The sequence below is a fragment of the Acinetobacter sp. NCu2D-2 genome, assembly GCF_001647675.1.
GTDB lineage: Bacteria > Pseudomonadota > Gammaproteobacteria > Pseudomonadales > Moraxellaceae > Acinetobacter.
Genome location: NZ_CP015595.1, coordinates 13104 through 37865, shown reverse-complemented (window position 1 = coordinate 37865; position 24762 = coordinate 13104). Strand labels below are relative to the sequence as shown.

General features: G+C 37.3%; 16 protein-coding genes. 1 reads left to right on the top strand and 15 read right to left on the bottom strand.

Going from position 1 to position 24762, the window contains the following annotated elements; all coding sequences use genetic code 11:
• Positions 1 to 15: 15 nt before the first annotated feature.
• The 15 genes from A3K93_RS13335 to A3K93_RS13265 all read right to left on the bottom strand — a co-directional run bounded on the left by A3K93_RS13335 (position 16) and on the right by A3K93_RS13265 (position 23321).
• Positions 16 to 1893 (bottom strand): site-specific DNA-methyltransferase, encoded by a 1878-nt coding sequence (locus tag A3K93_RS13335; RefSeq protein ID WP_227509906.1) that lies wholly within the window; start codon positions 1891 to 1893, stop codon positions 16 to 18.
• A gap of 142 nt (positions 1894 to 2035) precedes the next feature.
• Complete coding sequence (locus A3K93_RS13330) at positions 2036 to 2710, bottom strand: DUF4391 domain-containing protein (RefSeq protein ID WP_067731782.1); 675 nt, start codon at positions 2708 to 2710, stop codon at positions 2036 to 2038.
• Positions 2707 to 5985, bottom strand: a complete 3279-nt coding sequence (locus A3K93_RS13325) for a helicase-related protein (RefSeq protein WP_067731781.1) — start codon at positions 5983 to 5985, stop codon at positions 2707 to 2709. Before A3K93_RS13325 ends, A3K93_RS13330 begins: the two co-directional genes overlap by 4 nt.
• A gap of 140 nt (positions 5986 to 6125) precedes the next feature.
• Positions 6126 to 7151, bottom strand: a complete 1026-nt coding sequence (locus A3K93_RS13320; protein WP_067731780.1) for an HNH endonuclease domain-containing protein — start codon at positions 7149 to 7151, stop codon at positions 6126 to 6128.
• Between the two features lie 22 nt (positions 7152 to 7173).
• Positions 7174 to 7755: a class I SAM-dependent methyltransferase gene (locus A3K93_RS13315; protein WP_067731779.1), complete on the bottom strand. Its 582-nt coding sequence runs from the start codon at positions 7753 to 7755 to the stop codon at positions 7174 to 7176.
• An 81-nt stretch (positions 7756 to 7836) separates the two neighbouring features.
• Complete coding sequence (locus A3K93_RS13310) at positions 7837 to 11292, bottom strand: site-specific integrase (RefSeq protein ID WP_067731778.1); 3456 nt, start codon at positions 11290 to 11292, stop codon at positions 7837 to 7839.
• A complete protein-coding gene (locus A3K93_RS13305) occupies positions 11289 to 13046 on the bottom strand; it encodes a hypothetical protein (RefSeq protein WP_067731777.1) in 1758 nt (585 codons plus the stop codon). Before A3K93_RS13305 ends, A3K93_RS13310 begins: the two co-directional genes overlap by 4 nt.
• Positions 13037 to 13513, bottom strand: coding sequence for a hypothetical protein (locus A3K93_RS13300; RefSeq protein ID WP_157883283.1), 477 nt, complete (start codon positions 13511 to 13513; stop codon positions 13037 to 13039). Before A3K93_RS13300 ends, A3K93_RS13305 begins: the two co-directional genes overlap by 10 nt.
• A gap of 364 nt (positions 13514 to 13877) precedes the next feature.
• Entirely contained in the window at positions 13878 to 14876 is a 999-nt protein-coding gene (locus A3K93_RS13295; RefSeq protein WP_067731775.1) for an aldo/keto reductase, read from the bottom strand.
• Between the two features lie 20 nt (positions 14877 to 14896).
• On the bottom strand, positions 14897 to 16249 hold the full coding sequence (locus A3K93_RS13290) for an LLM class flavin-dependent oxidoreductase (protein ID WP_067731774.1): 1353 nt from the start codon (positions 16247 to 16249) through the stop codon (positions 14897 to 14899).
• Between the two features lie 58 nt (positions 16250 to 16307).
• Positions 16308 to 18566, bottom strand: a complete 2259-nt coding sequence (locus A3K93_RS13285) for a TonB-dependent receptor (RefSeq protein ID WP_067731773.1) — start codon at positions 18564 to 18566, stop codon at positions 16308 to 16310.
• Between the two features lie 38 nt (positions 18567 to 18604).
• Complete coding sequence (locus tag A3K93_RS13280; RefSeq protein ID WP_067731772.1) at positions 18605 to 19666, bottom strand: ABC transporter substrate-binding protein; 1062 nt, start codon at positions 19664 to 19666, stop codon at positions 18605 to 18607.
• A 117-nt stretch (positions 19667 to 19783) separates the two neighbouring features.
• Positions 19784 to 20584, bottom strand: coding sequence for a Crp/Fnr family transcriptional regulator (locus A3K93_RS13275; RefSeq protein WP_067731771.1), 801 nt, complete (start codon positions 20582 to 20584; stop codon positions 19784 to 19786).
• 315 nt (positions 20585 to 20899) lie between these two features.
• Positions 20900 to 21646, bottom strand: a complete 747-nt coding sequence (locus A3K93_RS13270) for an ABC transporter ATP-binding protein (RefSeq protein ID WP_067732173.1) — start codon at positions 21644 to 21646, stop codon at positions 20900 to 20902.
• A 70-nt stretch (positions 21647 to 21716) separates the two neighbouring features.
• Positions 21717 to 23321 (bottom strand): ABC transporter permease, encoded by a 1605-nt coding sequence (locus A3K93_RS13265; protein WP_067731770.1) that lies wholly within the window; start codon positions 23319 to 23321, stop codon positions 21717 to 21719.
• Between the two features lie 423 nt (positions 23322 to 23744).
• Here A3K93_RS13265 and A3K93_RS13260 point away from each other — a divergent pair, with 423 nt between their 5' ends.
• Entirely contained in the window at positions 23745 to 24680 is a 936-nt protein-coding gene (locus tag A3K93_RS13260; RefSeq protein ID WP_067731769.1) for an AEC family transporter, read from the top strand.
• Positions 24681 to 24762 lie beyond the last annotated feature (82 nt).

Here is a 24762-nt window from a genome sequence, read left to right as displayed (position 1 = left end):
GTGCTGTCTCCTTAATTACAGAAATTTCACATCTGTTTCAGGAGAAAGCTGTTTAAAGCGTTCACGGATATTGGTTTTGTCTTGGTCATTTACAATGGCACGTTCAGCCGATACAAAGCGTAAAGGGCGTTGTTGTGCAATTTGATCAATCAGTTCCATACTCAGCGGTTGGAAACATGCCACCAATGAATTCCCTGCAACAAAGTACACGGTTTTATCCGCTATTTGTTTTGGTTCAATTGGTAAGCTAAGTTCTAAGCCCCAATCCAACATGACTTGGAACAGTAAATCTTCATCTGTTCGTCCGTCTTTAATATTGGATTCGAACATATCTAAATTGGCTTTCTTTAAGCTGTCTGGTGTGTAGTAGACATCTTTCATATTGCTTGAATCGACTTTGAGCACTCTAAAGCCGATATCTAGCTTTTCGATGCCTTCTTTGCCAGCATTGTCTGCTAAAATTTTTTGACCTGCTCGACGGATTCTTTCTTTACCTATCTCACAAATATTTTTATAACCACTTTTAAAAGCATGTGTATTCTCTCCATTAATAGCAGGGATCTGCACCATAATGAATTTTCTATTTCCTCCATCTTCGGCATTACTTTTCATAACAGCATGGGCCGTAGTGGCTGAACCTGCAAAAAAATCTAAAATAATGCCATCTTTGCAGGAAATCTCTATGCATCTTTTAATAAGTTGAGACGGTTTTGGAGTATCAAAAACATTTTCCGGTATAAGATCTTTCATCTCATATCTAGCGATCTTAGTATCAGCAGCAAAATCTCTCGACCACCACGTTTGCGGAGTAATGCCATCTTTGACCTCTGTCAAAAATTTTTTTTGCATTGGTCGTCCTGTACCAGATACACCGAATGTAATTCTATTATCTGCTAATAATTCTTTGAATTTTGCTTGTGACACCCTCCAAGAAGTCGATTCCGGTGGCCAATGTACTTGTCCATCCGGACCAGTTATCGAGTAAAAGCAACTTTCTGAAAATGTTCTCACGGATAAATCACTAGCTCTCCACACGCCTCGTGGATCATTATCAGGATTTTTATATGCTGATAACTGCTTTTCATCTCGTTTAAGTAATATTGGTTTCCACACTTTTGAATTTTTGGAGAATATTATTATATGTTCATGGGTATCAGATATACCTTGAGCATCATTTGCCGGGCCATATTTTTTTTGCCAAACAATATTTGCGATAAAATTTTTATCTCCAAAAACTTCATCACAGATACGCTTCAAATTTGCATGTTCATTATCATCTATACTGATAAATAGTGTCCCATCTTCAGATAATAAATTGTAAGCTAGCTTCATTCGACTATATATCATCGATAACCAGTCAGAATGAAATCGACCATTACTTTCAGGATTACTAACTAATTTATTACCTTCATTATCTATCTGTTGTGATCTTTCAAAAAATTCTTCCGTACTTTCTGCAAAATCATCCTCGTAAACAAAATCATTACCTGTGTTATATGGCGGGTCAATGTAAATCATTTTGACCTTACCCAAGTAATTCTCTTGAAGCAGTTTTAACGCATCAAGGTTATCACCCTCAATAAATAGGTTTTGCGTGGTATCGAAATTCACGCTCTCTTCACGACACGGACGTAAAGTTTTCGCAATCGGGGCATTGGCTGTCAAAATGGCTTCTTTCTTCCCTGGCCAATCTAAATGATAACGCTCTTGATCACCCTCAACCAAGACATGTGAAAGCTCCTGACGCAACAAGTCAAAATCAATGGCTTTTTTTACATTGCCATCTTCATCTTGCGCTTCGGTAATACAGTTTGGAAACAAACTTGCAATCTTATCGATATTCGCATCCACTAAATTTGGCGAATGCATTTTCAGTTGCTCAAAACTGGTCATACCCGATACCCCTATACCACTTTATGTTTTGTGCTTTTTTTGCACTTATTATGGTTTTACAACTTAACCCTCTTAAGCTGTAAATACCCCCTAAAAACTTGTCTAAAATCAGCTTGCACCCCCATGCAGTCATTCGCTGATTTTAGTTGTTATATATCTGTTCGATCTGTTGGCGCAGTTCAGTGATTTTCCGATTGATCTCAACCTGTCGGTTAAACTGCTTTTCCCTTTTTAAACTCTGGCTTAACTTGGCAATTTGCTTATTCAGTTGCTCAATTTTTTCATTGCGTGCAATTTGAGCTTCAATATCATCTTGTCCACTATTTGCACTATTTTCTAGCTGATGTGGTAATAAATCGTAGATAAAATGCTCATATAAATCACTTAAATGCAAAAATATTGGCAATGCGATACGGTTTATATCATGTTGCCATGCGGTAGTGTAATACTGACCGATCACCACTTTGGTCTTATCTGCTTGATTTAATCGCTTATAAGTCGCAATGGTTTTCACTACATCGTTAAAATAAACTTCATAAATGATCGGACTGGGAATCAATTTATCGATATATGCCAAGATTGCCGTGTCAAAATTTTCAACACGGCTTTGGATATGAAAGATTTGGATTTCTTTTAAATCATCTTGGTCTTGCATGTGAATGGTAGAGGCATCAAGCTTATATGCCCAACGAATACTCTCCACCTGCTCCACAAACAATTGTTCAATTTGACTGCTTGCCTTTCCCTGCGCATAGAACTTATTTTTAGGAATCAAGCGATCCACTTTGGCTTGTTCAGGGTAAAGGTATAGCGTCATAGAGTGTCCTCAATCACAATAAAACTAATCAGCTCAAAGTCATTTAAACTTGATATTTCATCAACAAGCGCCGTGGTCTGTAAGCCTGAGAATAAACTATCAATATCCTTTTCAGCTTTGACCGACTTAATCGTATATACGACTTTATCCAAAAGCTCAGAATATTGCTTCATATTCCGACCATCTTCTGTTTTCAGGTTAAATGGTTCATACACAGATGGAATGGGCTCACTCTTACCACGACATGCTTTACGTGCGACATCAAGTAAATGCTTGGCTTGGGTGTAATCATAGATCACCTCACCCTGTTGATTAATATAAACAATATAATATGGATAGAGACGATTGGTCTGAATACTCTGCGACTCAGCTTGACGTGATCGTAGGGTAAAAATTACACCAGGTTCTAATCCAAATTCAGGCTGTGCAGGAACAACGGTATGCAAACCATTTGGCAATCGTTCAAGTTCAGGATGCTCTTCCAAATAACTCAGGAGATCCATTCGGAAATCATTTAGACCCAAGTCGGTAATCGATACCCCTGTATTGGCATCTTCAAGGTCTAATACTTCATTTTGCAAACGATGCAATTGCTCACGACGATACGCAATATCGTTGGCTTGGGCGCTGAGGACATTGTCATCACCTGTACTGGTCATATCGACAATCACCATACGATTCTCAACACGTTCACGCAGATTAATGTATTCATCCAAGCTAATGTTTGGCCAATAGTTCACAAGCTGAATCACGCTATTCGGTGAACCAATACGATCGACACGTCCAAAACGCTGAATGATACGTACAGGGTTCCAATGAATATCAAAGTTAATTAAGTAATCACAATCTTGTAAGTTTTGACCTTCTGAAATACAGTCCGTTGCAATCAGTACATCAATCTCCCGACCTTCCTCAGGATATACATCTTGTTTCTGTTTCGATCGTGGTGAGAATAATGTCAGTAAGCCCTGCATATCATAAGCTTTACGACTACCCACCATGGTTTTAACGGTTGAAGCATTTTCAGAACCTGTGATCTTGGCACTATGTAAACCGTACTGTTCAAGCAAATACGGCGCAATGTGTTCATACAGATAATGCGCTGTATCTGCAAATGCGGTAAAGATGATCACTTTACGGTTTTGAGGATTAATCGGTTGCTGAATTTTTTCGATGATATGCTGTTTTAAGTGCTGAAGCTTTTCATCTTTTTGTGGCGTAATGGGTTGAATGCTTTTTAAAAGTCCTAAGATAATTTGATGATCTGCAGATAAATCTTCCTGCCAGCGCAACAAGTCCATATCACCTAGATGAATTTTCAGCTTATTGCCAATCAAGTCATCGCTATGCAGGAGTTCACCGCTTTCATCCTCATCAAAACCTAAATCAGAAATGACATTGACACTACCATCGGTCTGACGTGCTTCAAAGTCAGCAATGCGTGATAAGACATCTTCAATGCGGTCTTTTAGGACGGTTAGCGTCAATCTAAACGCATGTACTGAGCTCTCAAGACGTTTAAGCAGGTTAACAGTCATTAGGGCTTGTAAACTACGCTCACGGTCAATCTGCTTAAATTTAACCCCACCGCCTACATCAGTATCAAAACTTGCTTCATATTTACTGAGTGCACTTGGAAATACATAACTCACAGGCGCATAAACAGACATTTTAATTAGGCTGAGATCATTATAGATTTCATCAAAACTCACACTTGGTTTGTCATGGGTTAAACCACAGTGAAATGAGATCGGCTTTAAACGCCGTGGGAACTGACCAATGTCTTTGGTATCGTAAAAGGTCTGAATATGCTTACGTGAACGTGCAATGGTGACGCTATCCAGCAACTTGAAAAAATCAAAGTCTAATAGATTTAGAATAGATGCAGTTGTACGGCTTTCTGGTGGCAGTTTCGACCAAGTATTAAAGCTCGCTTGAGCACGACTAAATATGGTTTCGATGTCACGCTCAGTATCTAGCTTATCCTCAAGTAGATTTGAATTCCCTTCATACGCCAACGCCAACTGATTTTTAAGATCACGGAAACGGTTGTTCACAGGTGTCGCAGAAAGCATGAGAACTTTTGATTTCACTCCCTGACGTAATACTTTATTCATCAGTTTGTCATAGCGTGTTTCTTTGTCTTTATAGGTATCACGATTTCTAAAGTTATGTGATTCATCAATCACGATTAAATCGTAATTACCCCAATTAACCTTAGCGAGATCAATCCCAAGTGTTTCCCCACTACGACGCGATAAATCTGTGTGATATAGCACATCATAGTTAAAACGATCTTTGGCAAAGATGTTGGTCACAAGGTTGGTATTGTAATTGGTCCAGTTTGCACCAAGCTTCTTCGGACAAAGAACCAATACACTCTTGTTACGTAACTCGTAATATTTGATAACAGCTAGCGCCGTAAAGGTCTTACCCAAACCTACGCTATCAGCAAGAATACAGCCGTTATAGGTCTCTAGCTTATTGATAATTCCTACGGCAGCATCTTTTTGGAAATTAAATAACTTCTGCCAAACCAAGGTATCTTGATAGCCAGTGAGGTCATTCGGCATCACATCTTCATTTAAGTCATCTAAGAAGTCCTTGAAGATGTTATAGAGCATAAGAAAGTAAATACGCTCAGGTGCATTCTCTTGATACACCGATTCAATATGTCGAATAATCTCTTCTGTGACATCCTGAACTTTGCTTGAATCTTGCCAAATCTGATTGAAGAGTTGCATATAGGTTTGAACCATTGGTGGTTCGTCAAAGCAAGTGACAATATTTGAAATTGCATTGCTCTTCTCATATCCCAAGCCCACAGGTGAAAAACCTTGTATCGGGAAATAGGAATAAGATTTCTCAGGATGAGCAACCGTAATCATTTCCTGCATAGGTGCATTACTGGTATTAGACTTGAACTTTGCTTTACGCTTCACCCAGTCAGCACATTCTTTAGCAATGGCTTTTTGCGAAAGTTTATTCTTGAGATGAATTTCGAACTCAGTTCCATATAAACTATTTTCAGTGTTTGCTTTAGGAATAATAAATTCGCGACGTTCTTTCTTGAGGCGATCTGTTACATGCTCAGCAACAAAGGTTGGCGAGGTAAAAATAAAAGATAATTCATCTACTTTTTCGAGTTCTTTTTTTAAAGCCTCGTAGGCATATATGGAAAAGTAAGATGCTGCGACACCAATTTTCGCCTTAGTCCCTAAATTACCCTTAAGGTCATCACCCAAATTCAAATTGATGTTATCAATGATTTTCATACCACAAGTCTATGCTTTGTTTCTTTTATAGTTATTGTATATATTAAGTATTCATTTAAAAACAAAAAGGCTAATAAAGTTTTAATATTATTAGTATTATTTTTATCAAAGGACATACAAACATGAACATAAAAGAATATTTAAAATAGGCTTAATCCATTCATTTTTGGTTCCCACTTTTTCCCACCACCCATCGTTAATGTGGCACAGTTATATGCATCTTGTAAAAAACCACGACGCGCTGATTCTGTAAACCCTGTTTGAGCAATCAGTGTTTCTCGCAATGGATGATGACTCGTAATTAAATACTCATTACGCTTATGCAATCGTTCTAATAAATTCACCGAAGGTAATCGATCAAACTTACCCTGCTGTCCTCGATTACATGTAGGACATGCCAATACCAGATTCGCTACGCCGTTGATTGGCTTTTGAATATCACATTCACGTAATCTATGCGGGAAGAAATGATCTACATCTGCCGAATGCTCAAATAACTGTTCGATGGTGATCGGTGCAAAACAGTAGAAACAACGGCTCTTTTGATAGCCATTTAGAGCTGATTTTGCTGAGGTGACATTGACGCGTCTTATTTTGTTATTCGCAACAAGAATCCCTTGATCATCATGCTCGATCTGAACCAAGTGCTTCGGCAAATTCATATCCCAAGCCGTTTCAACCAAGCGCCATCTTGCTTCTGTTTCATCGACAAGGTCACTCGCATTTTGCGCTTCAAAGAGTTGAAATACTTCATCTGTCAGAATGATGCCTCCATGGGTTTTACGCGCATCCATAAAGAATCTTTTCGGTAACTCTTGCCCATGTACGTTATGAAAGGCATCAATCACATTTACGAAACCATACTGCATGGTTTTTGAAATTAAGGTTTGCTGATCTATTTCACCAGCATTATATGATCGGCAAAAATCTAAGAATTTACTTGAGCTTGATGTTGCCTGTTTATCTACAAGCTTTAAATGCTCACAAATATGCTGGCTAAATGGGGCTGCCAATTGATCAAGGGTAATAACAGTATCGCCTTCAGCTTTTAGGTCATAAAGTGATTTTGCTAAGGCAAATTTATAGGAGGCAACATTACGTCCAAACAGAATGACCGCACGCCAATAATTTTCTAATGATGGCTCTATTTCGTAGAATTCGGACATAGACGAAGATTTCCTTATTATTTTATTTCTTTTTCCAAAGTACATTCAGCCACTGTTCATCACGATCAGGACGCTTATCTACGGTGATCCATTGTTTTAATACCACTACCCCATCCAATTGATCTAATAATTCCTGAGCTTGCTCTTCATCTAAATCAGTAAAAGCTCGACCATCTTTGACTCTGTCTGTTGTGCCATACTTAAAAGACATATAACACACGCCAGTACAGCGCAATGCACGATGAATTCTACGCAATACATCTAGCAATTTATCTCGCTCGCAATGTAGTAAGGATGCACATGCCCAAATACCATCAAATTGTTCTTGATATTTAAGTTCATAGAAACTTTCTTTTCGAACTTGAATTCCTGTCAGTTCATTGGCTTTCGCTACTAACACTTCTGAATAATCTATCGCAGTAACGTGATACCCTTTATTTTTAAAAGCTAAAGAATCCCGTCCTGAGCCGCAACCTAAATCTAGAATTGCAGCACGCTCAGGAAGTAATCTCAAGAATGGTTGATACAATTCTTCCATATCTACAAAGAAGGTAGATTGCACAAATTGATCGGCTCGGACGTTATAGTAGTTTATTGTATTCATTAATCTTTAATACTGAATATCATTTTGGTCATTATGAAAGTTTACGAGTAAATTGAATAGTGTTGATCTAAGCTATCGAGCCTAAGAGCTTATAATTTCATAGCAAATCAGATGAAAAATAGCCGCAATCACAATTTGCGTATGACATGCTCTCGGTTGACTATTCTTAATTACTAGCTCGTCAATACGTTTGCTTTTATAACTGGCTATACGTTTAGAAATATCCTTCCATGTCTCATTATTGACATTCATCTGAGCAAAAAACTCATCGCCCACGATATTTTTTAAAAGCAATAAAAATCGTAAATAAGCTTTATGGCTTTTTTCATCTTGAACGTAAAAGTGAATCTTTGCGTATTCAATACGACAATACTGATTAAATAGCTTAATCAGCTCAATGATGTTTTTCTCAAAAACTGCTTTTCGCTTAGCTTTCTCATACGCCACTTTAATGAGGTGAAAGGCTTTATAATGATTTAATTCTGCATATCTGAGAAGATTCTCCAATAACTCTTCAGGTGAGTGTTGCTCCTTATAATTGCGCTGCTGAAGACTAAATTTCTGTCTCGAATAAGCATTCTGGATGTAAGTAAAGAAACGCTGTTTTTTAGCAGGATCAGATAAACACGCCCTAAAATTAACTGTTAACTCTAAGTCACTGATAAATGAATCTTTGTGTGACGCTATATTCCCCTCATCCATGAATAAGAAACGCTTATCACTACTACCGATTGAGTGACGAGTTATCGATGATTGTTTTTGATGAACCAATTCAATTTTTGACAAGAAATCTGCGTGTAAGAGTTTTTTAATGTTATATACACCTATGTCAATTTCTAGAGTTTTAATACGCCCTAAGCCTGCTCTATTCTGTTTATGTCGAAATTGCTGCAATACTTTATTCGAAATTCTATAGCACTCTTTACGTTTGGCGTCAGCGTACAAGATGCTCCCAAAATGTAAATAATGATTCGCTGTCATCTCTACAGAGGCATGACCTAAAAAATAAGCCAAATGCTTCCATATATCAGCGCGATCAGCACTGGTATAAGGCTGTGATAGTACATAGTTACGAATGCTACGTATCTGATCTACTGAATAATCTAACCAAGTGTGACATAGCTCATCACTACCTTTAAGCAAAATAGCCATATGATTCGCTGCACTATGTCTGAGTGTATGAAAACTTAAATTGTGTTGATCAAAACCAAATAAAAAATCAAAACAGCTTTTTAATATCTGCCGAACAGTATTGGCTTGTATGACACCCTTGCCCACTTTTTCGAAAAGAAATCTATTTTCACCGAGCAGAATAAATTCATGATCCTGCACTAGTAAATTTCTTTTTAATAATTTCTCGATCAAATTGAATTCCTCATGATTGAGCAATTCATGTAATGACAAAGAACGTTGCGAACTCCATGTTTTTAATTGACGATCGTAATTATTTCTAATCTGAACCTTTAAAAAGCTCAGTTTATTATTCTTAATCTTATATAAAGTTTTTTTACTGGTCTTTTGAATACGGCGTAAATCCGGGCTAATTAAATCACTGAGCTTTAATCCGAGAATTTCACTTATCCTGAGACCACAACGGTAAGCCAAGATGTAAATAACTTGTAGCAGTATAAGGTCGTCATCATCAAGTTTAGTGCCAATAGCTGTTTTAGACTGGGGCAAAATCTGATGAAGTATATAGCCAAAACAACGTGGTGGCAGATATCCACTACGACAAATCTGAATACTGTTCGTTTTATATTGGCTAAACCAAGATATTAATGTCGGTAACTCATAAACTTCTGCAATACATTGATGAAATTCCTTCAAACGGATGATGGCCGTACTATAAGTATCAATATTTTTGGTCGAACGAGCTCCTTCTTCCGCTTTACGCAATGCTGCTTCATCATTTTCACGTTTACTGGCGAGAATAGCTTCATACATGTCTTCATAATCACTTTGATCGGCATGAAGTAAATCAATACTATGTTCAACTGCATATGAATATAGGTCAGAAACAATGGCTGATTTATAAGTATTTAATGATGAGAGTTGAAGGTTATTACGAATATGCTTGAGATACCAAGTCAGCAAGCAAATCTGGATGCTAAGAGACGCTAAATCAGGACTTTGCCCTATAGACGTAAACTCATATTCATAATCCTGTTTTAATTTTGCCAGATTCTGTTCAATGATTTTTTTAAATTTTTCTTTATTCTTCTTTTTAACTTCGATTCTTAAGACATCTGAAACTTGTGCAGGGATTGAAATCTCAGAATGCTCGCCGATATGCTGCCGTGGCACATAAGACACTTTATTCCGTTGTTCTTTACGATTCTCGAAATCCTCATTGTAACGTTGCTTGAGTTGCTGAAAAGGGATATACAATGCTCTTTCTAGCTGATTGATAAATGCCACTGATAATGTAGCCGTATTGTAGCGATGCTGCTGCAAACTCGCTAAAAAACTATCTGTTTGACTGTATTCGCCAGCCCATAATAAATAGTCTATATGCTTAAATATTTTAAAGCCTTTCTTATCAAAGTTTTTAGTCACTACATGTTCTGGATTCACACGTGTTAAGGCTTCCAGCACAAATAATCTAAAATCCTCTGCATTATTTATTAGTTCACCAAAACGTTCACATGTGAAAGGGTATTTTCCGGCTTTTTGATCATATTTTCTAAATTCAACAATCAGTCGATTTAGCAATACCAAGGTGATGGGTGTAAGCGGAATTTGGCAGGTCTGGAAAGTCTGTTGATTTTCTATAAGATTGGCATATTTTGAGTTTTCAACTGTGTAATTCAGCACAAATCCATAGCCGTTTAAGCTATTCTCTTTAGCCCGGTTATAAATGTAATCGACACTTTCAAAAACACTGAGCTTACCTATACCGTAATCAGTAAATTCACCTAAAATCATTTTGATAATACTGCGCAAGTGATGTTCAAGGTGGCAATGACAATCAAAGATTAAGCTCAGCACGAATTGCTCGAGTACTGCTTTACACATAACGTAATATTCTTTTAAACCAGTGCTAGAGTCACTGCTTAACATGCTTTCGAATACAGATGTGCCCTTCTTCAATGGTTCTTGTTGATACCAAAAACGCTGCAGTTGTAATTTAAAGTCGTGTAGCACCCGTCCATCTATTAATTTAGTCGGCGTTGTATTCAGAATCTTTTTAGCTGCACCCGTAACCTGATATGACGCCACATTAAAATCTATTTTTTGACTTAGTTGCGGATAGGCAATACGCAGTTTTTTCCTTTCTGCTGCCCAAGTTTTAGCCCAATATTGGTAATAGGCATTCTTAATTTCATTTTTCTTGAATGAAGACAATACTTCATCAATTTTCAATTCCTCAGAAGCTTTTAATTTTGTCAGATATAGATGAATTTCTTTGAGCTTCTGTTCTTCTGCTAAACGCTCTCGAGGAAAATTTTCTAGATACGCAGCAATACGTTGTTGTAAATCTTGTGCAGATTGCTTAATTTGATTTTTATGTTGAGCAGATAAATGAGTCCGTGTCATGTTATAAGCTCCAAGGCCTGAAGCAATTTTTCCACTGCAGCTATAATTTTCTTTTTGTATACAGCAAAACTTATAGAAGAATATTCGGCAAAACCTAGATCAGTACTGTCGTGAGCATATAAACTTTTTTGAATATCGATTGGTAAATTGGCCTCTGCAATTAAGAAATGTCTTGCCCAATTTTTATAAAGGTTGAACCCTTTCGCTTTTAACTGAGCATCAATAAATTCAGCTGTCACCCCTGTCAATTGCTTACCTTTGTCTATATAACAAATCAGATCATGCTTTTTCTGAGCTCGACGATAAGCCTTAGGATTAACTTTCTTTAAGAATTCCCGATATTGTTGTATTTCCTGTTTTAAGAATTTCGTGACCGGTATATAGCGTCCATAAGGACGACTGCCACTTTTCTTATCATGTACATAAATCAATTGCAGCTGCTCATCATAATGCATCATCAAACCTGGTGCACCTGTATTAGGGCGTATCCCGAGGGTCAGCATACTGATTGTCCAAATCCAAGTTGCATAGGTATTGACTTGCACCTTTACGTCTATTTTAGGAGAGGAAAGTTTTTCCTCTAAATCTTGCTTTAATGCTGCAATAAAAAGTTTTGCTTGATGTTTTGACCAAACTTTTTGACTCCCAACTTTTTTAGCATTATTAGGCCAAATCAAAGGGTGATCAATTTCGGAAGTATGACCTTCTATATATTCAGTTGAAGTTGAATGATGCTTCATCAGTTTCAGGAAGTTAGCATAGCAGCGATTGATGCTGGTCGTATTGAATACAGCATATGCCAATGTAGGTTCATGGTATATCTTTTGATTTTTTATAAATTCTTTGATCAATGACTTAGGATCAAGACGTGCGATCTGAAAATGGATTTGCTGTGCCAGCGTTTCTACGCTCAATCGCCCAATACAATATTCCGAAAACCACAATTTTAGATAACTATTTAATTCACTTGATACCATCCCTTTTAGCGCAGATGCAGAATCCACCCATGATGCTGGCAGCAGAATATTCCAATGATGGGATGTCCCTAATATTTTTTGATACTCGCCAATATTGCCCTCTAGTTTTGTTGTTTCAAGTGACGTGCTATATCTAAATAAATAACCATGAATATCAATAGCTCGAGACAATACTTCCGTTTCAAAAAGATCTTTGATATTTAAAAAAGCTGATACTGGTGATCCAGTAAATAATGAAAGTAGAAAAACAGCAGCGACTTGGCTCTCGTCCGATCCAGGCTGATACGTAAATTTATCAATTAACACATTGTAAACGATCTCCAGAAGCTCTGGTTCAAGGTATACGGGATTAAAAACTGTAGGATAATGGCGACGATATATAATTTGCGCAATTTGCTCAGCGCTTTGACCAATTCCTCTGGTTCTACTCGTAACAGTGTCAGCATCTAGATTGATATGTATAGAAACTGCTTGTTCATCATTTTCATCATCTTCGTCACGTCGCTCTACTTCAAGGAGTTTGACTTGCACGGGTTCATTCGGTAAAGAACCAATTCTACGTAAACGTTTTATGCCTTTTGATTTCTCTTCCTTAGTTTTAATTCCTTTTTTAGATTTAATCTGATCAATACTGTTGATAAAAAATTCAATATAGCGCCAAATATGGTTGCGATTTTTGGGATTAGTTTCTAGTGATATCGTCCAGTAGAGCTGATAAAACTCATTTTTCTTTTGATTAAGATAATCTTGTACTTTTGTTTCAGTCTCTAGAACCAAATAGGTTTTAAAACAGTCCAGTAGCCAACTAAATAATTCAGGAGCATTTTCTTTTTTTCTCTAAATTCTGCTCGTGTGATCCTTTTTAGCAGGAGGTAGCAATGGTAATGGATTCGTTCTTTATGTGTGCTTGTTGACGTTTTCTGATCAATTCGTAATGCAATATAGGTAATGATGACATTAATCTCAAATACGCTACGATAATCCTGAGCAATATGTGCAAAATACGCTAAACCATATTTAAGCTTATGACTATCAATGACTTTTGAGGTTCTAATAAATGCTTCTTGCTGAATGCAGGCGGCTAATGCGGTGTTAAATGAACCTTGTTCAGATTCAGTGAGAATATGTGTTAAAGCTGCGCTAAAATCGTTTTGCTCGAACTGCTCATTAAAATGTTGGTACATCTGATCAATTTTACTGAAATATCTTGGTTGTTCTTCTTTTTCTAGATCGTCTTCGGTCACGTATACACCAGTAAGCAAATTGATTTCAGCTCTTTTTTATACTCTTTTTGAATACTGCAAGTAAATCTTAGTAAGAAATATCTTTGAGCTTACATGAGCTGTCGATATAAAAAAATTAAGAATAATTCTGAAATGATTGTGAAAAATGCTACCTATTAATCTTATCCGATTAAACGTAATAATCTTAGATTTTTAAAAAATGAAATTTTCTTGGCAGCTTGTCAATTTTACTGACACGATTGAATGGTGCGTTTATCACGCACCAAATCACATTATTACTTGTCCACTAAAATGAATAGAAAAAATCTGGATAAGTATTTCATCCAGATTCATACTAAAGATCTAAGCAATTAAAAATTTGAACTTAAGCCTTTAAAACTCGGTCAATCAAACTCAATTCTTCGTCATCAAAGTCCAAACGATCTAAACTTTTTAAATTCTCTAAGACTTGTTCCGGACGACTTGCCCCGATAATTGCAGAGGTGACTTTTGAATCTCTCAATACCCACGACAATGCCAACTGTGCCAATGTTTGTCCACGCTGTTGGGCGATCACATTTAACTGGTGTAGCTTATGACGTAGTGATTCATTTACTTGGTCTTCATGCAAGTATTTACTCCCACGTCCAATACGCGAGTCATTAGGAATATTCGTTAGATAGCGGTCAGTAAGTAAACCTTGCGCCAGAGGAGAAAATACAATGACCCCTATTCCAAGTTCATCTGTTTTATCTAATAAGTTATTTTCAATATCGCGATTAAACAAATTATAGAGTGGTTGATGCAAGCGGATTGGGACATGCTGCTGTGCCAGTAAATCAGCGAGTTGTTGTGTCAATTCTGGCGTGTAACCCGAAGAAATACCAATGTATAAAGCTTTCCCGCTTTTAACGATATCCGCTAAGGTTTCAGCGGTTTCTTCAAGTGGCGTTTCTGGATCATAACGATGCGAATAAAAGATATCGACATAATCTAGACCTAAACGCAAAAGACTCTGATCTAAACTTGCCATCAGATACTTACGGGAACTGCCTCCTTGACCATAAGGTCCAGGCCACATGTCCCAACCTGCTTTACTCGAAATAATCAGTTCATCTCGATACGCTTTAAAATCATTCTTCAGAAAATATCCTAAGTTTTGCTCTGCGCTACCAAACGGCGTTCCATAGTTATTTGCGAGATCAAAATGGTTGATACCCGCATCAAAAGCAGTATGCAAAATTTTTCGCTGTTGTGTGATTGGCGTATCATCACCAAAGTTATGCCAACAGCCAAGTGATAATGGCGGTAAAACTAAACCGGTCTTTCCCGCTTTGCGATAAGTTAAATGGGCATAGCGATTTTCTGCAGCGATATACATAATTCAATTCTCTCTAAAATAACTTATGCAAAACTTGTTGTCGGTTGATAACGTGCACGTAGGGTATTTTCCTGATATTCCGTTCTAAACAGTCCACGTCTTTGTAGTAATGGCACTACGAGTTCTACAAAATCTTGAGCTCCATCCGGTAGTAGCCCTGGCATGATATTAAAACCATCTGCTGCACCTTGTTTGAACCAAGTCTCAATATGATCAGCGACTTCTTCAGCTGTACCGACCACACTAAAATGCCCACGTCCTGAGGCAACACGACCATACAATTGCTTCACCGTATAGCCTTGTTCATGACTGAGTTTGGTAAATAATTCCTGACGACTCTGTTGCCCTGTCTGTGTTTGATCAAGCTCAGGTAATAAACCATTTACATCAATGCCACTGAGGTCAAAATTCCCCAGCATACGGCCTAACAGTCCAAGCCCCACACTTTCATCAATTAAGTCATCCAATGTTTTTTGTTTTGCCAAGGCTTCTTCTTTGGTTTTTGCCACGACCACGTATAAACCAGGCAATACATTCAGGTCATTCGCGTGACGGCCATACTTTGATAAACGTGACTTAACATCAGCATAAAATTGCTGTGCAGATTCGAGTGAACTTTGCGCTGTAAAAATGACATTTGCTGTTCGTGCTGCGAGTTCCTTGCCCCGATCCGAACTCCCTGCTTGCACAATAATGGGATGTTTCTGAAGGCTCGGACCTACATTCAAAGGGCCTTTGACTGAAAAATGACGCCCTGTATGATTCAACACATTAATCTTCGCAGGATCAAAATATTGACCTTGTGCTTTATCTTTTAAAATGACGTCATCATTCCAGGTTTGCCAGAGTCCTGTCACGACATCATAAAATTCTTCAGCACGGTCATAACGATCCGCGTGTTTTACATGCTCATCGATATTAAAATTTTGCGCCTCTGCTGCAAGATCAGTGGTAACCAAATTCCAACCAGTACGCCCATTAGAAATCACATCCAATGATGCAAACTTACGTGCAATATGATAAGGCTCGTTATAGGTCGTTGTTGCTGTGCCAATTAAACCGATATGTGTGGTTTGAGCTGCAATGGCAGATAAAACTGTTAAAGGTTCAACTTCATGACCACGTGCTTTACCATTCGATACCACACTTGGATCCATTGCCAAACTATCTGCTAAAAACACCGCATCAAATTTGCCTTGCTCTGCAATAAGAGCACTATTTAGAAAACGCTGATAAGCTGATTGGTTGAGATCACTCTTAGGATGGCGCCAACTGGCTAAATGATGCCCAAAACCATCTAAAAATAAGTTAAGATGCAATTCTCTATCAGGATGGAATGCAATACTTTGATCGGCAATATTCACTTTTTGATTCATGTTCAGCTCCAGTGATATACCACCATCAATGAGATATATCACTTGTATGCATTAATCCTTAGAAATCTTTACGAACCGAGATACCGAAGTAACGTTCATCATCACGTGGGACAATACGATTGACACGGTCGCCATTGGTATTGAGCATTGATGCATAAGATTTATCTAAAATATTGCGAACTTGGAGGGCTACACGCCAGTCTGATGACACATCATTTAAAGCAACACTTCCATTCCAAATACCATAAGAAGGCTGAATTGTTTTAGGATTTTGATCTAGACTGTATTGCACTTCACTTTGCCAAGAGTATTGTGTAGACAGTTCTAAACGACGGTTATTGTTTAAAGAGATAAATTTGTCGACTTGAGCATTGGCTTTCCAGTCCGGTGAAAACGGTAGCGGTTTACCATTTACATTCGGGCAAGAAGGATCATTTGCCGGGCATTTAAAATCATCAATACGTGCAATCGTATTGGCAAGCGCAAAGCTAAAATTGAGATCTGGGCTATATTTAAAGTTAGAATCAATCTCAAAACCACGTGTATACACATCTCCTGCATTCACCAAACGTGTAATTGGGAAACCGCTTGGATCTAGAGTACGGAAATTCGCTTGATAATTTTCATAACTTGTATGGAAAGCTGCTAAGTTGACGCGTAGACGGTTATCAAGCCACTGTGTTTTAAGACCAAGTTCTACAGAATTTGCAGTCTCTGGATCAATAACAGGGGTATCAATACTTTGCATATTGAAGTAAACATTATATGCAGGTCCTTTATAACCGCGCGAATAGGTCAAGTAACTATTAATATTTGGTGCGATATCGAATTGAGGGCCAATTCGTCCAGAGATTCCTGTCTCAGAGGTCGAACCTGAACTTGCATAAGGTGAACGAATGGCATTTCTAACGCCAGAATCGACGGTAGATACACGTGCATGTTCATAACTTAACTCATCACGAGTCACACGAAGACCAGCAAGAACACGTAAACGATCCGTAAAACTATAGGTTCCCTCACCAAACAATGCATAGTTCGTGTTATCCGTACTGTAATCAGCACGACCACGGTCCGTTACATAGTCTGAGTTTCCTGCATCATACCAAATTGAACGACGTTGATAGATTTCATCCGTTTTATTCTTAGATAAGTACAGACCTACGACGTAGTTAAAATGACCAACATCCAAAGGTTTAATACGAAGTTCTTGTGAATATTGTTTACTGTTCACATCTCCACGATCAGCAATATCTGCAAAATTTTGAGTTACTTCCTTTAATTGATCACCATCCTGAATCTGGGTATTTTTCCACTGACGATAAGCTGTGATAGAGGACAACTGATGATTATCCAAAGTCCAATCTGCTGTTAATGCAATCCCTTGGTTGATGTCATCAATACGGCTTTGTGTTCCTTCCACTGTCTCACGATTTTCTAAACCAACACGAATTGGACCCAATGCTTCTGCGTAGCTTGCACTGGTATTTTTAACCACAACGCCATTGGGACTATTGGCTTGTTTATGCAGATAATCGACTGCTAGGCCAAATACGAGATCATCGGATGCCGTATATTCAAACTTGGTTCTGAAACCTTCATTATCATAACCATTGACGTCTTTGTCATTATTGAGGTTTTTAACATTCCCCTCAAATTTACCCACGAGTGCAGTGATATTAGCTTTTAATTTGTCTGGGATTAGTTCACCTGAAGCACCGACTTTAATACGTTGCTCATGATCACTGGTTGCGTAGACATCAACAAAGCCTGATAGGTATTTCGTTGGGTTTTTAGTGACAATATTAATCACACCGGCTGATGCATTTTTACCAAACAATGTACCTTGCGGACCACGAAGAACTTCTACGCGTTCTACATCGAGTAAATCGAGTGTTGCTTGTCCTGGACGACTTAAAACCACACCATCAATCACAGTCGATACAGAGGGTTCTACGCCTGGTGAAGTTGTCACAGTACCCACACCACGAACAAATAGAGATGAATCTTTATTTGAAGAGTTAGCACGGAAATTTACGGTTGGCACCTCTGAAACAATAGTTTCTAAAGTGCTTTTTTGCTTTTTATCAAGCTCTTTACCAGATACAACAGACACAGCAAGCGGTACTTTCTGTAAAGATTGCTCACGGCGTGTGGCGGTTACAACCACTGCATCCAACTCTCTCACTTCCACATCTTTTGTGGTTGACGCTTGTTCAGCTTGCGCTGTTTGTAAACTCAACAACACGCTGGCTGTCAAAATACTTAAACGGATTGCCTTACAGCTTAAATCTGTTGTGACTTTTGATTGATGACGCATATATTTCCCCTAAAGATCATTTGTATAAATAAAGCGTTTTACTTCTTTAAATATTCATATTGGTTTGTGTCTTTCCAAAACTCGTTAAGTTTTAAATTGCGGATGGCTTGATTCACAAAGGTGGTATTCACCCAGGGTTTAATGTCGATTTTTTGTTTGATTAAACCCTGGGCTTGAGTGAGATCAATTTTTTGCTGTAGGTTATTTAAGTAATAACCATCAAAACGTGGTGAATATAAAAACTTAAGATTGACTCCATGCAATTCACGCGCATAAACCAATGCCGGATAAGAGGCTTGGGTGGCAAAAAGGGCAATTTGAGGAACATGATTTTGTTCTAGTGAAAGCCAATGAAGCCCTTTGACCACTTGATCAACGACTAACTGTGTTTCTTTCGGATAGCTTTGAATAAATTGTTGGCGACCTAAAAACACACCTTGTGATGCACCAACACCATTTAACTGACGCGTACTTACTGGCAGCTTGACTAAGCCTTTATCACGAAGTGCAAAAAATCGCGCAGGTCCCCATGATGCATCGATTCTTTTCGCGGCAAGCGCTGCATTCACTGCGTTGAAATCAAGATTAACCAATTTCACATCTTGAGTGGTCAACCCCTGACTTTTCAGTGCTGCAACGAATGACAATTCATCTGCCGTTCCGCGTAAAATGCCGACTTTAAGTCCTTTAAGCTGTTTTAACTGCTTAACATTAAGATCAGAACGAACGGCTAAATAGTTTGTCCCACCCCGTGAGGTTGGGACTAGCAGTTGTGTCTTTAAGCCTTGTGCCTTACCTAGAATTGGCGGTAAATCACCTAAAAAAGCAAAATCTAACTGATCATTCGCCAGTGCCTCATTAATGGCTGGGCCAGCACCTTTAAAGAAATACCATTGAACTTTTATATTTTGTTTAGCAAAAGCTTGCTCAACCCATTTCTTTGAATATAAAACATCAACGACCCCTCCGCCCGCATGTTGAGTACCTGCTGTGAGATCAGGTGAAGCAATACGTATTGTTTTTAATGATTGTGCATATAGATTGCCAGTCAGTAACAAAAGTCCTGACACGCTCAGAACTTTGAATAAAGATTTTGACACTTGAGCATCACCTTATTTTTAAATTAAGGTGATTATAGAAATGGCACTCAATACAATCTTGCTTGAAAAATACAATTATTTAATCAAAAAAAGAATTGGTTATATTAAATATTCAATTCATAATATATTTCGCAATCCATCAATATCTAAAATATTTATTTGGTTATATTTAGATTCAATAATGCCTTCATCTATAAATTTCTGCATTTCTTTACGAATACTTTGTCGTGAAGTTTTAAGTAAATCTGCCAAATTTTCTTGAGACAATTTGATACTGAGTTTAATTATCCCATTCTGTTGGCTTGAAAAATACTCATAAAGGTATAATAACTGCCGAGCGATTTGTACCCGAAGTGATTGCGTACTTTGATTATAGATATCATTATCCAATAACCGGTTGCGCTGACACACCAATCTAAATATGTCATAAAGCATTTTAGAGTTATTGTTCAATATAGGTAAAAACACCTCTTTTGGAATGACTGCTACAACAGTTGCTTCATGCGCAATAAATTCATGCTCAAACAGGGAGTTTGAAATTAAATATATGATATTTAAAAGAATACCTGATGGTATGAATTTATGAATAATGTAACGACCCAGCTCTGTATGCCAGCCAAGTTGAACCGTACCTCTTAATATAAAAATCAGTTCATTACATTCTTCATTACGCTGATAAATCGTCTGCCCACTAAAATAATGTTTAATTTTAATTTTAGAAAACAACTCTTGACGTTCTAAATCGGAAATATTTTCCATAAATTTACATTGCAATAACTGCTCTTCCGCAAGCTTTCGATAATCAAGCGTATCGTGCAATGGATGCAGCCCGAGATGATGAACTCTCGGCTCCAATATTTCTTTAAACTTACTATAATCTTCAGAGTGTGTAATATCTCTAAAATCGTGGAATTGCATTTTAAAATCTTCAAATCATTTGAATATAAATATAATGAATTTTTTATATCGACTTGATACGTTTTTATGATATTTAAATCTTATTTTTATTTTTCAATAAAGTGAAAATACTTAGCAAATTTTATTTAAATAAAATAAGCCTAAAAAATTAGACTTATTTTATACACAAAGCTTATCTCTTTTATTTGATTCACCATATGCTGACAGAGTTCAATATCGTAAACGCACGACTTGAGCATCTAAGTTCAAACTGCATCGAAAGCTCTATATGATTTACTTTAAGTGAATCACGCTAAAAGAATTTGCTCAATAAATTTAGACTTTATGGTCAGTCAATCTATTAAATAATTCCTCTTTTAATTGATGTAATTCAAAACATGAACGATTCCGTGGACGTGGCAAATTAACATCAATGATCGCATCAATTCGACCAGGCTTGGGTTTTAAAACCACCACGCGGTCGGCAAGTGTTACCGCTTCTTCAACATCATGGGTAATAAATATCGTCGTGATCTGATGTTCAGCATGAATTCTTAAAAGTTCGTTCTGCATACTATGTCGAGTCAAAGCATCTAATGCACCAAAAGGCTCATCCAGTAAGAACAGTTTAGGTTGGCGTACCAAACTTCGTGCAATCGCTACCCTTTGTGCCATACCACCAGAAAGTTGATGTGGATACGCATGTTCAAATCCATTTAAGTGAATAAGCTCAATTGCTTGTTGTATCTTTAATTGTTTCTCATCAGCTGATAGAGAAGCATTCATTAAACCTAATTCAATATTCTGCGAAACCGTTAGCCATGGGAATAAACGTGGTTCTTGAAAAACCACAGCACGATCATCGGCCACACCTTGTACTGGTATCCCTTCAACTAAGATTTCACCGCTGTAATCAGAGTCTAAACCACTTAATAATCTTAATAATGTGGATTTACCACAACCACTTGTTCCAACTATAGCAAGGAACTCACCTTCACGAATACTCAGATTAAAGTCATGAATAATTTCTACAGGCTTATCATTTACTAAAAATGATTTATTCAGATGCTTAAACTCAACCATGTGATTCTCTTTCGGCTTAATGCATGACGCCTCTAAATTTTGTTCAATATTTACTTTGCTATTCATATTATTAACCATGATTTCTACGCCAAGCTGTGGCTTTATTTTCAAAAAATTGTCCGATATAAGCGAGTAAAACACCCAAAACAGAAACCAATATCGTTGCTGCAATGACACGATCCATGTCAAAACTTTGCTGTGCGGTCATCATGTAAGTCCCTATACCAATCCCAGAGCCCATTAAGTATTCCGCCCCAAATGACGCCATCCATGCATAAAGTAATGCCAATCGAAGTCCCGAAAATATTGCAGGAGTAATACTCGGTAAAATCAATTTGCATATACGTTGGCGAAAGCTCAAACCAAGCACTGTACTGACGTCAATCAGCTGCTGAGATAATCCCTTGACCGATTGGCTTGTTGCGACAAACATTGGGAAGAAAGTTGCTAAAGCAATGAATATGATTTTTGATAAATCACCTAACCCAAACCATGCAGTAAGCAATGGGATCCATGCAAAAATAGCGATCAGGCGTAAAGTATTTAAACTCGGTGTTACTAATCGATTAAGGAATGAAGAGTTCCCGACTAAAATACCGAGTCCAATACCCCAAAAAGCCCCATGAAATAAGCCTTGTAATGCACGGCTTAAGCTTTCTACAGTTGCTGTAATTAACCCATTACTTTGTAATTCAGAAATAAGGGTATAGAAAACATTTTGCGGCGAGGGTAATAATTCAACTGCGATCCAAGTTTTAAATGTTACTATCCACCACAGAATCACAAGAAAGATAGGAAATATCCCAGGCTGCCAAAGCTGTTTAGTCTTCTTGGACGTGGGCTGGGCACTTATAGCCGCATGTGGCCAAAATACAATTTTGCGTTCAATCCAAGACACCAACACATCGATCCCGATGCCAATGAATGCAATCACAAAAATCATGACAAAAACGATGTCGAGCTGAAATAATTGTCGCCCAGTTACCATTAAATATCCAATTCCCTCAGAGGAAGCAATGAGCTCAACGGCAACTAAAGTTGTCCAACCTGCGGCCAAAGCAATTCTTAATCCTATAAAGAAGTATGCTAATACAGATGGGAATATGAGCTTTAAACATTGTTGATGCCGGGTGAATCCAAGCACATAACTCACTTCTTTGAGTTTGGGTTGTATTTCTTTTAATCCTGTTTGCACATGCAAGGCAATTGGAATAAAGACAGCTTTAAATATCAGGAAATATTTTAAGCCTTCTTCTATTCCTAACCACATCATCAGTAAAGGTAACCATGCCAATGTTGGGATAATTGCTATGGCAAAAAAACTCGCCGAACTATAGCGCTCAAATTTTTGACTTAAACCTAATAACCCACCAAAGATCAGCCCACCGATAATGCCAAACAAGCCACCTATAGCTAAGCGATTGATACTGATACTGATATGATTCATTAGATCTTGAGCTTGAAGGAGTTCAAGAAAAGTCAACCATGTTTGTTGTGGCGTAGGTAAAATTTGTGCAGGCATCCACAGCTGATGAGATGCAATCCACCAGAATAAAAATGTGGCGATCGGTACAAAACTATAGAGCAACACTGATTTAATACACTCAAACGGCAGTTGAGTATTAAACTTTTTAGCCCCCTCTACATTATTTAGTGTTTTCAATAACGCTGACATCATCTTTCCAAATATTGAACTACCCCTTTCAATTAAGGAGTCGAATTTGGATAGAATTCTGCAGAGATAAAACAATGAAAAATGCAGTGAAAATTACATTTCATTTAATTTAATAAGATTTTGTTATGCGAATTAGATATAAAAATGCAGGTATTCATGCCAAATGAAAATTAAATATTTAACTGTTTTTACTCAAGCATGAAATGATGTTAATCCTGCATCTCACTCAGTTTGACGCGATAAGATAAGTAAGCAAATGGCACTCACATTTTTGTCTTTTAATAAATTTCGAGAAATAATTTTTAGGTAGAGAGTCTCTTATTTTTCTATCATTATTTTGATTATATACTATACTTTTCAATATTTATTTAGGATAATAAACGATCTAAAAAATACCTATTTTTCAAATAAATAGAAATTATTATGCTAGAGATCGTTCATCTAATTCTGCCTGTATTTATTACAATATTTATTGGCTATCTCATTGCTCATTTTAAGGTTTTAGAGAAAGAGCATTTCAAAGTCATGGGGCTGTTCGCAATTAAAGTTGCGATCCCGTGTTTATTACTTGTTAGTATCTCTTCGCATGATTTTCATTCTCTAATCCAAGTCCCCTATCTTATTGCTTATAGCCTTGCTTCATTCATTGTATTTCTAAGTGCGTTTGGCATATACCGCTACGTCATTAAAACACCTATAACAGAATCAAGTGTTATGGCAATGGGTAGCTCCATGTCGAATACCGGCTTTATTGGTAGTGGCTTACTGTATATGTTCCTTGGAGAACGAGCAGCGATTTATTTTGGAATGACTTTTCTTGTTGAAAATTTTGTTATTTTCCTCATGTTTCTGATTTGTTTAGAACTCGGTAAAAGTCAGCAAAGTCTAAAAGACATTTTGAAAACAGGTTTAAGCAATATCATTAAAAATCCAATTATCATTGCTTTGATTATAGGTTCCGCTCTCAGTTTCTTTTCACTTCAATTACCTGAGCAATTAATTAAAGTACTACAGCCCATTGGGCAAACGACAATGCCTGTGGGTTTACTCGTTATTGGCGGCAGTTTATATGGAATTACCCTAGCTTCACAGAAAAAGCTAGGAAGAGATCTATCGATTACTGTGAGCTTAAAATTAGTTACTTTACCGCTGTTGGTTTTCGGAATTTTCCAATGTCTTCCTAACACCAATGCCGAAATGATATTTGCAGGAACATTATTGTCGAGCGTTTCTATGGTTGGCTTATTTGCCATTTTTGGTCAGCAGTATGATATGAAAAAAGTACCCACTATTCTTTTATTCAGCACACTTCTCTCTATTTTCAGTATTTCGACCGTTATCCATTTTTTACATCTGTAAAGTTTAAATTTATTACTTAAAAAGGAATTAATCTTTTATTAAATTAGTTTTATCTTAATCATCTCCCCCAAATAGGTTTAAT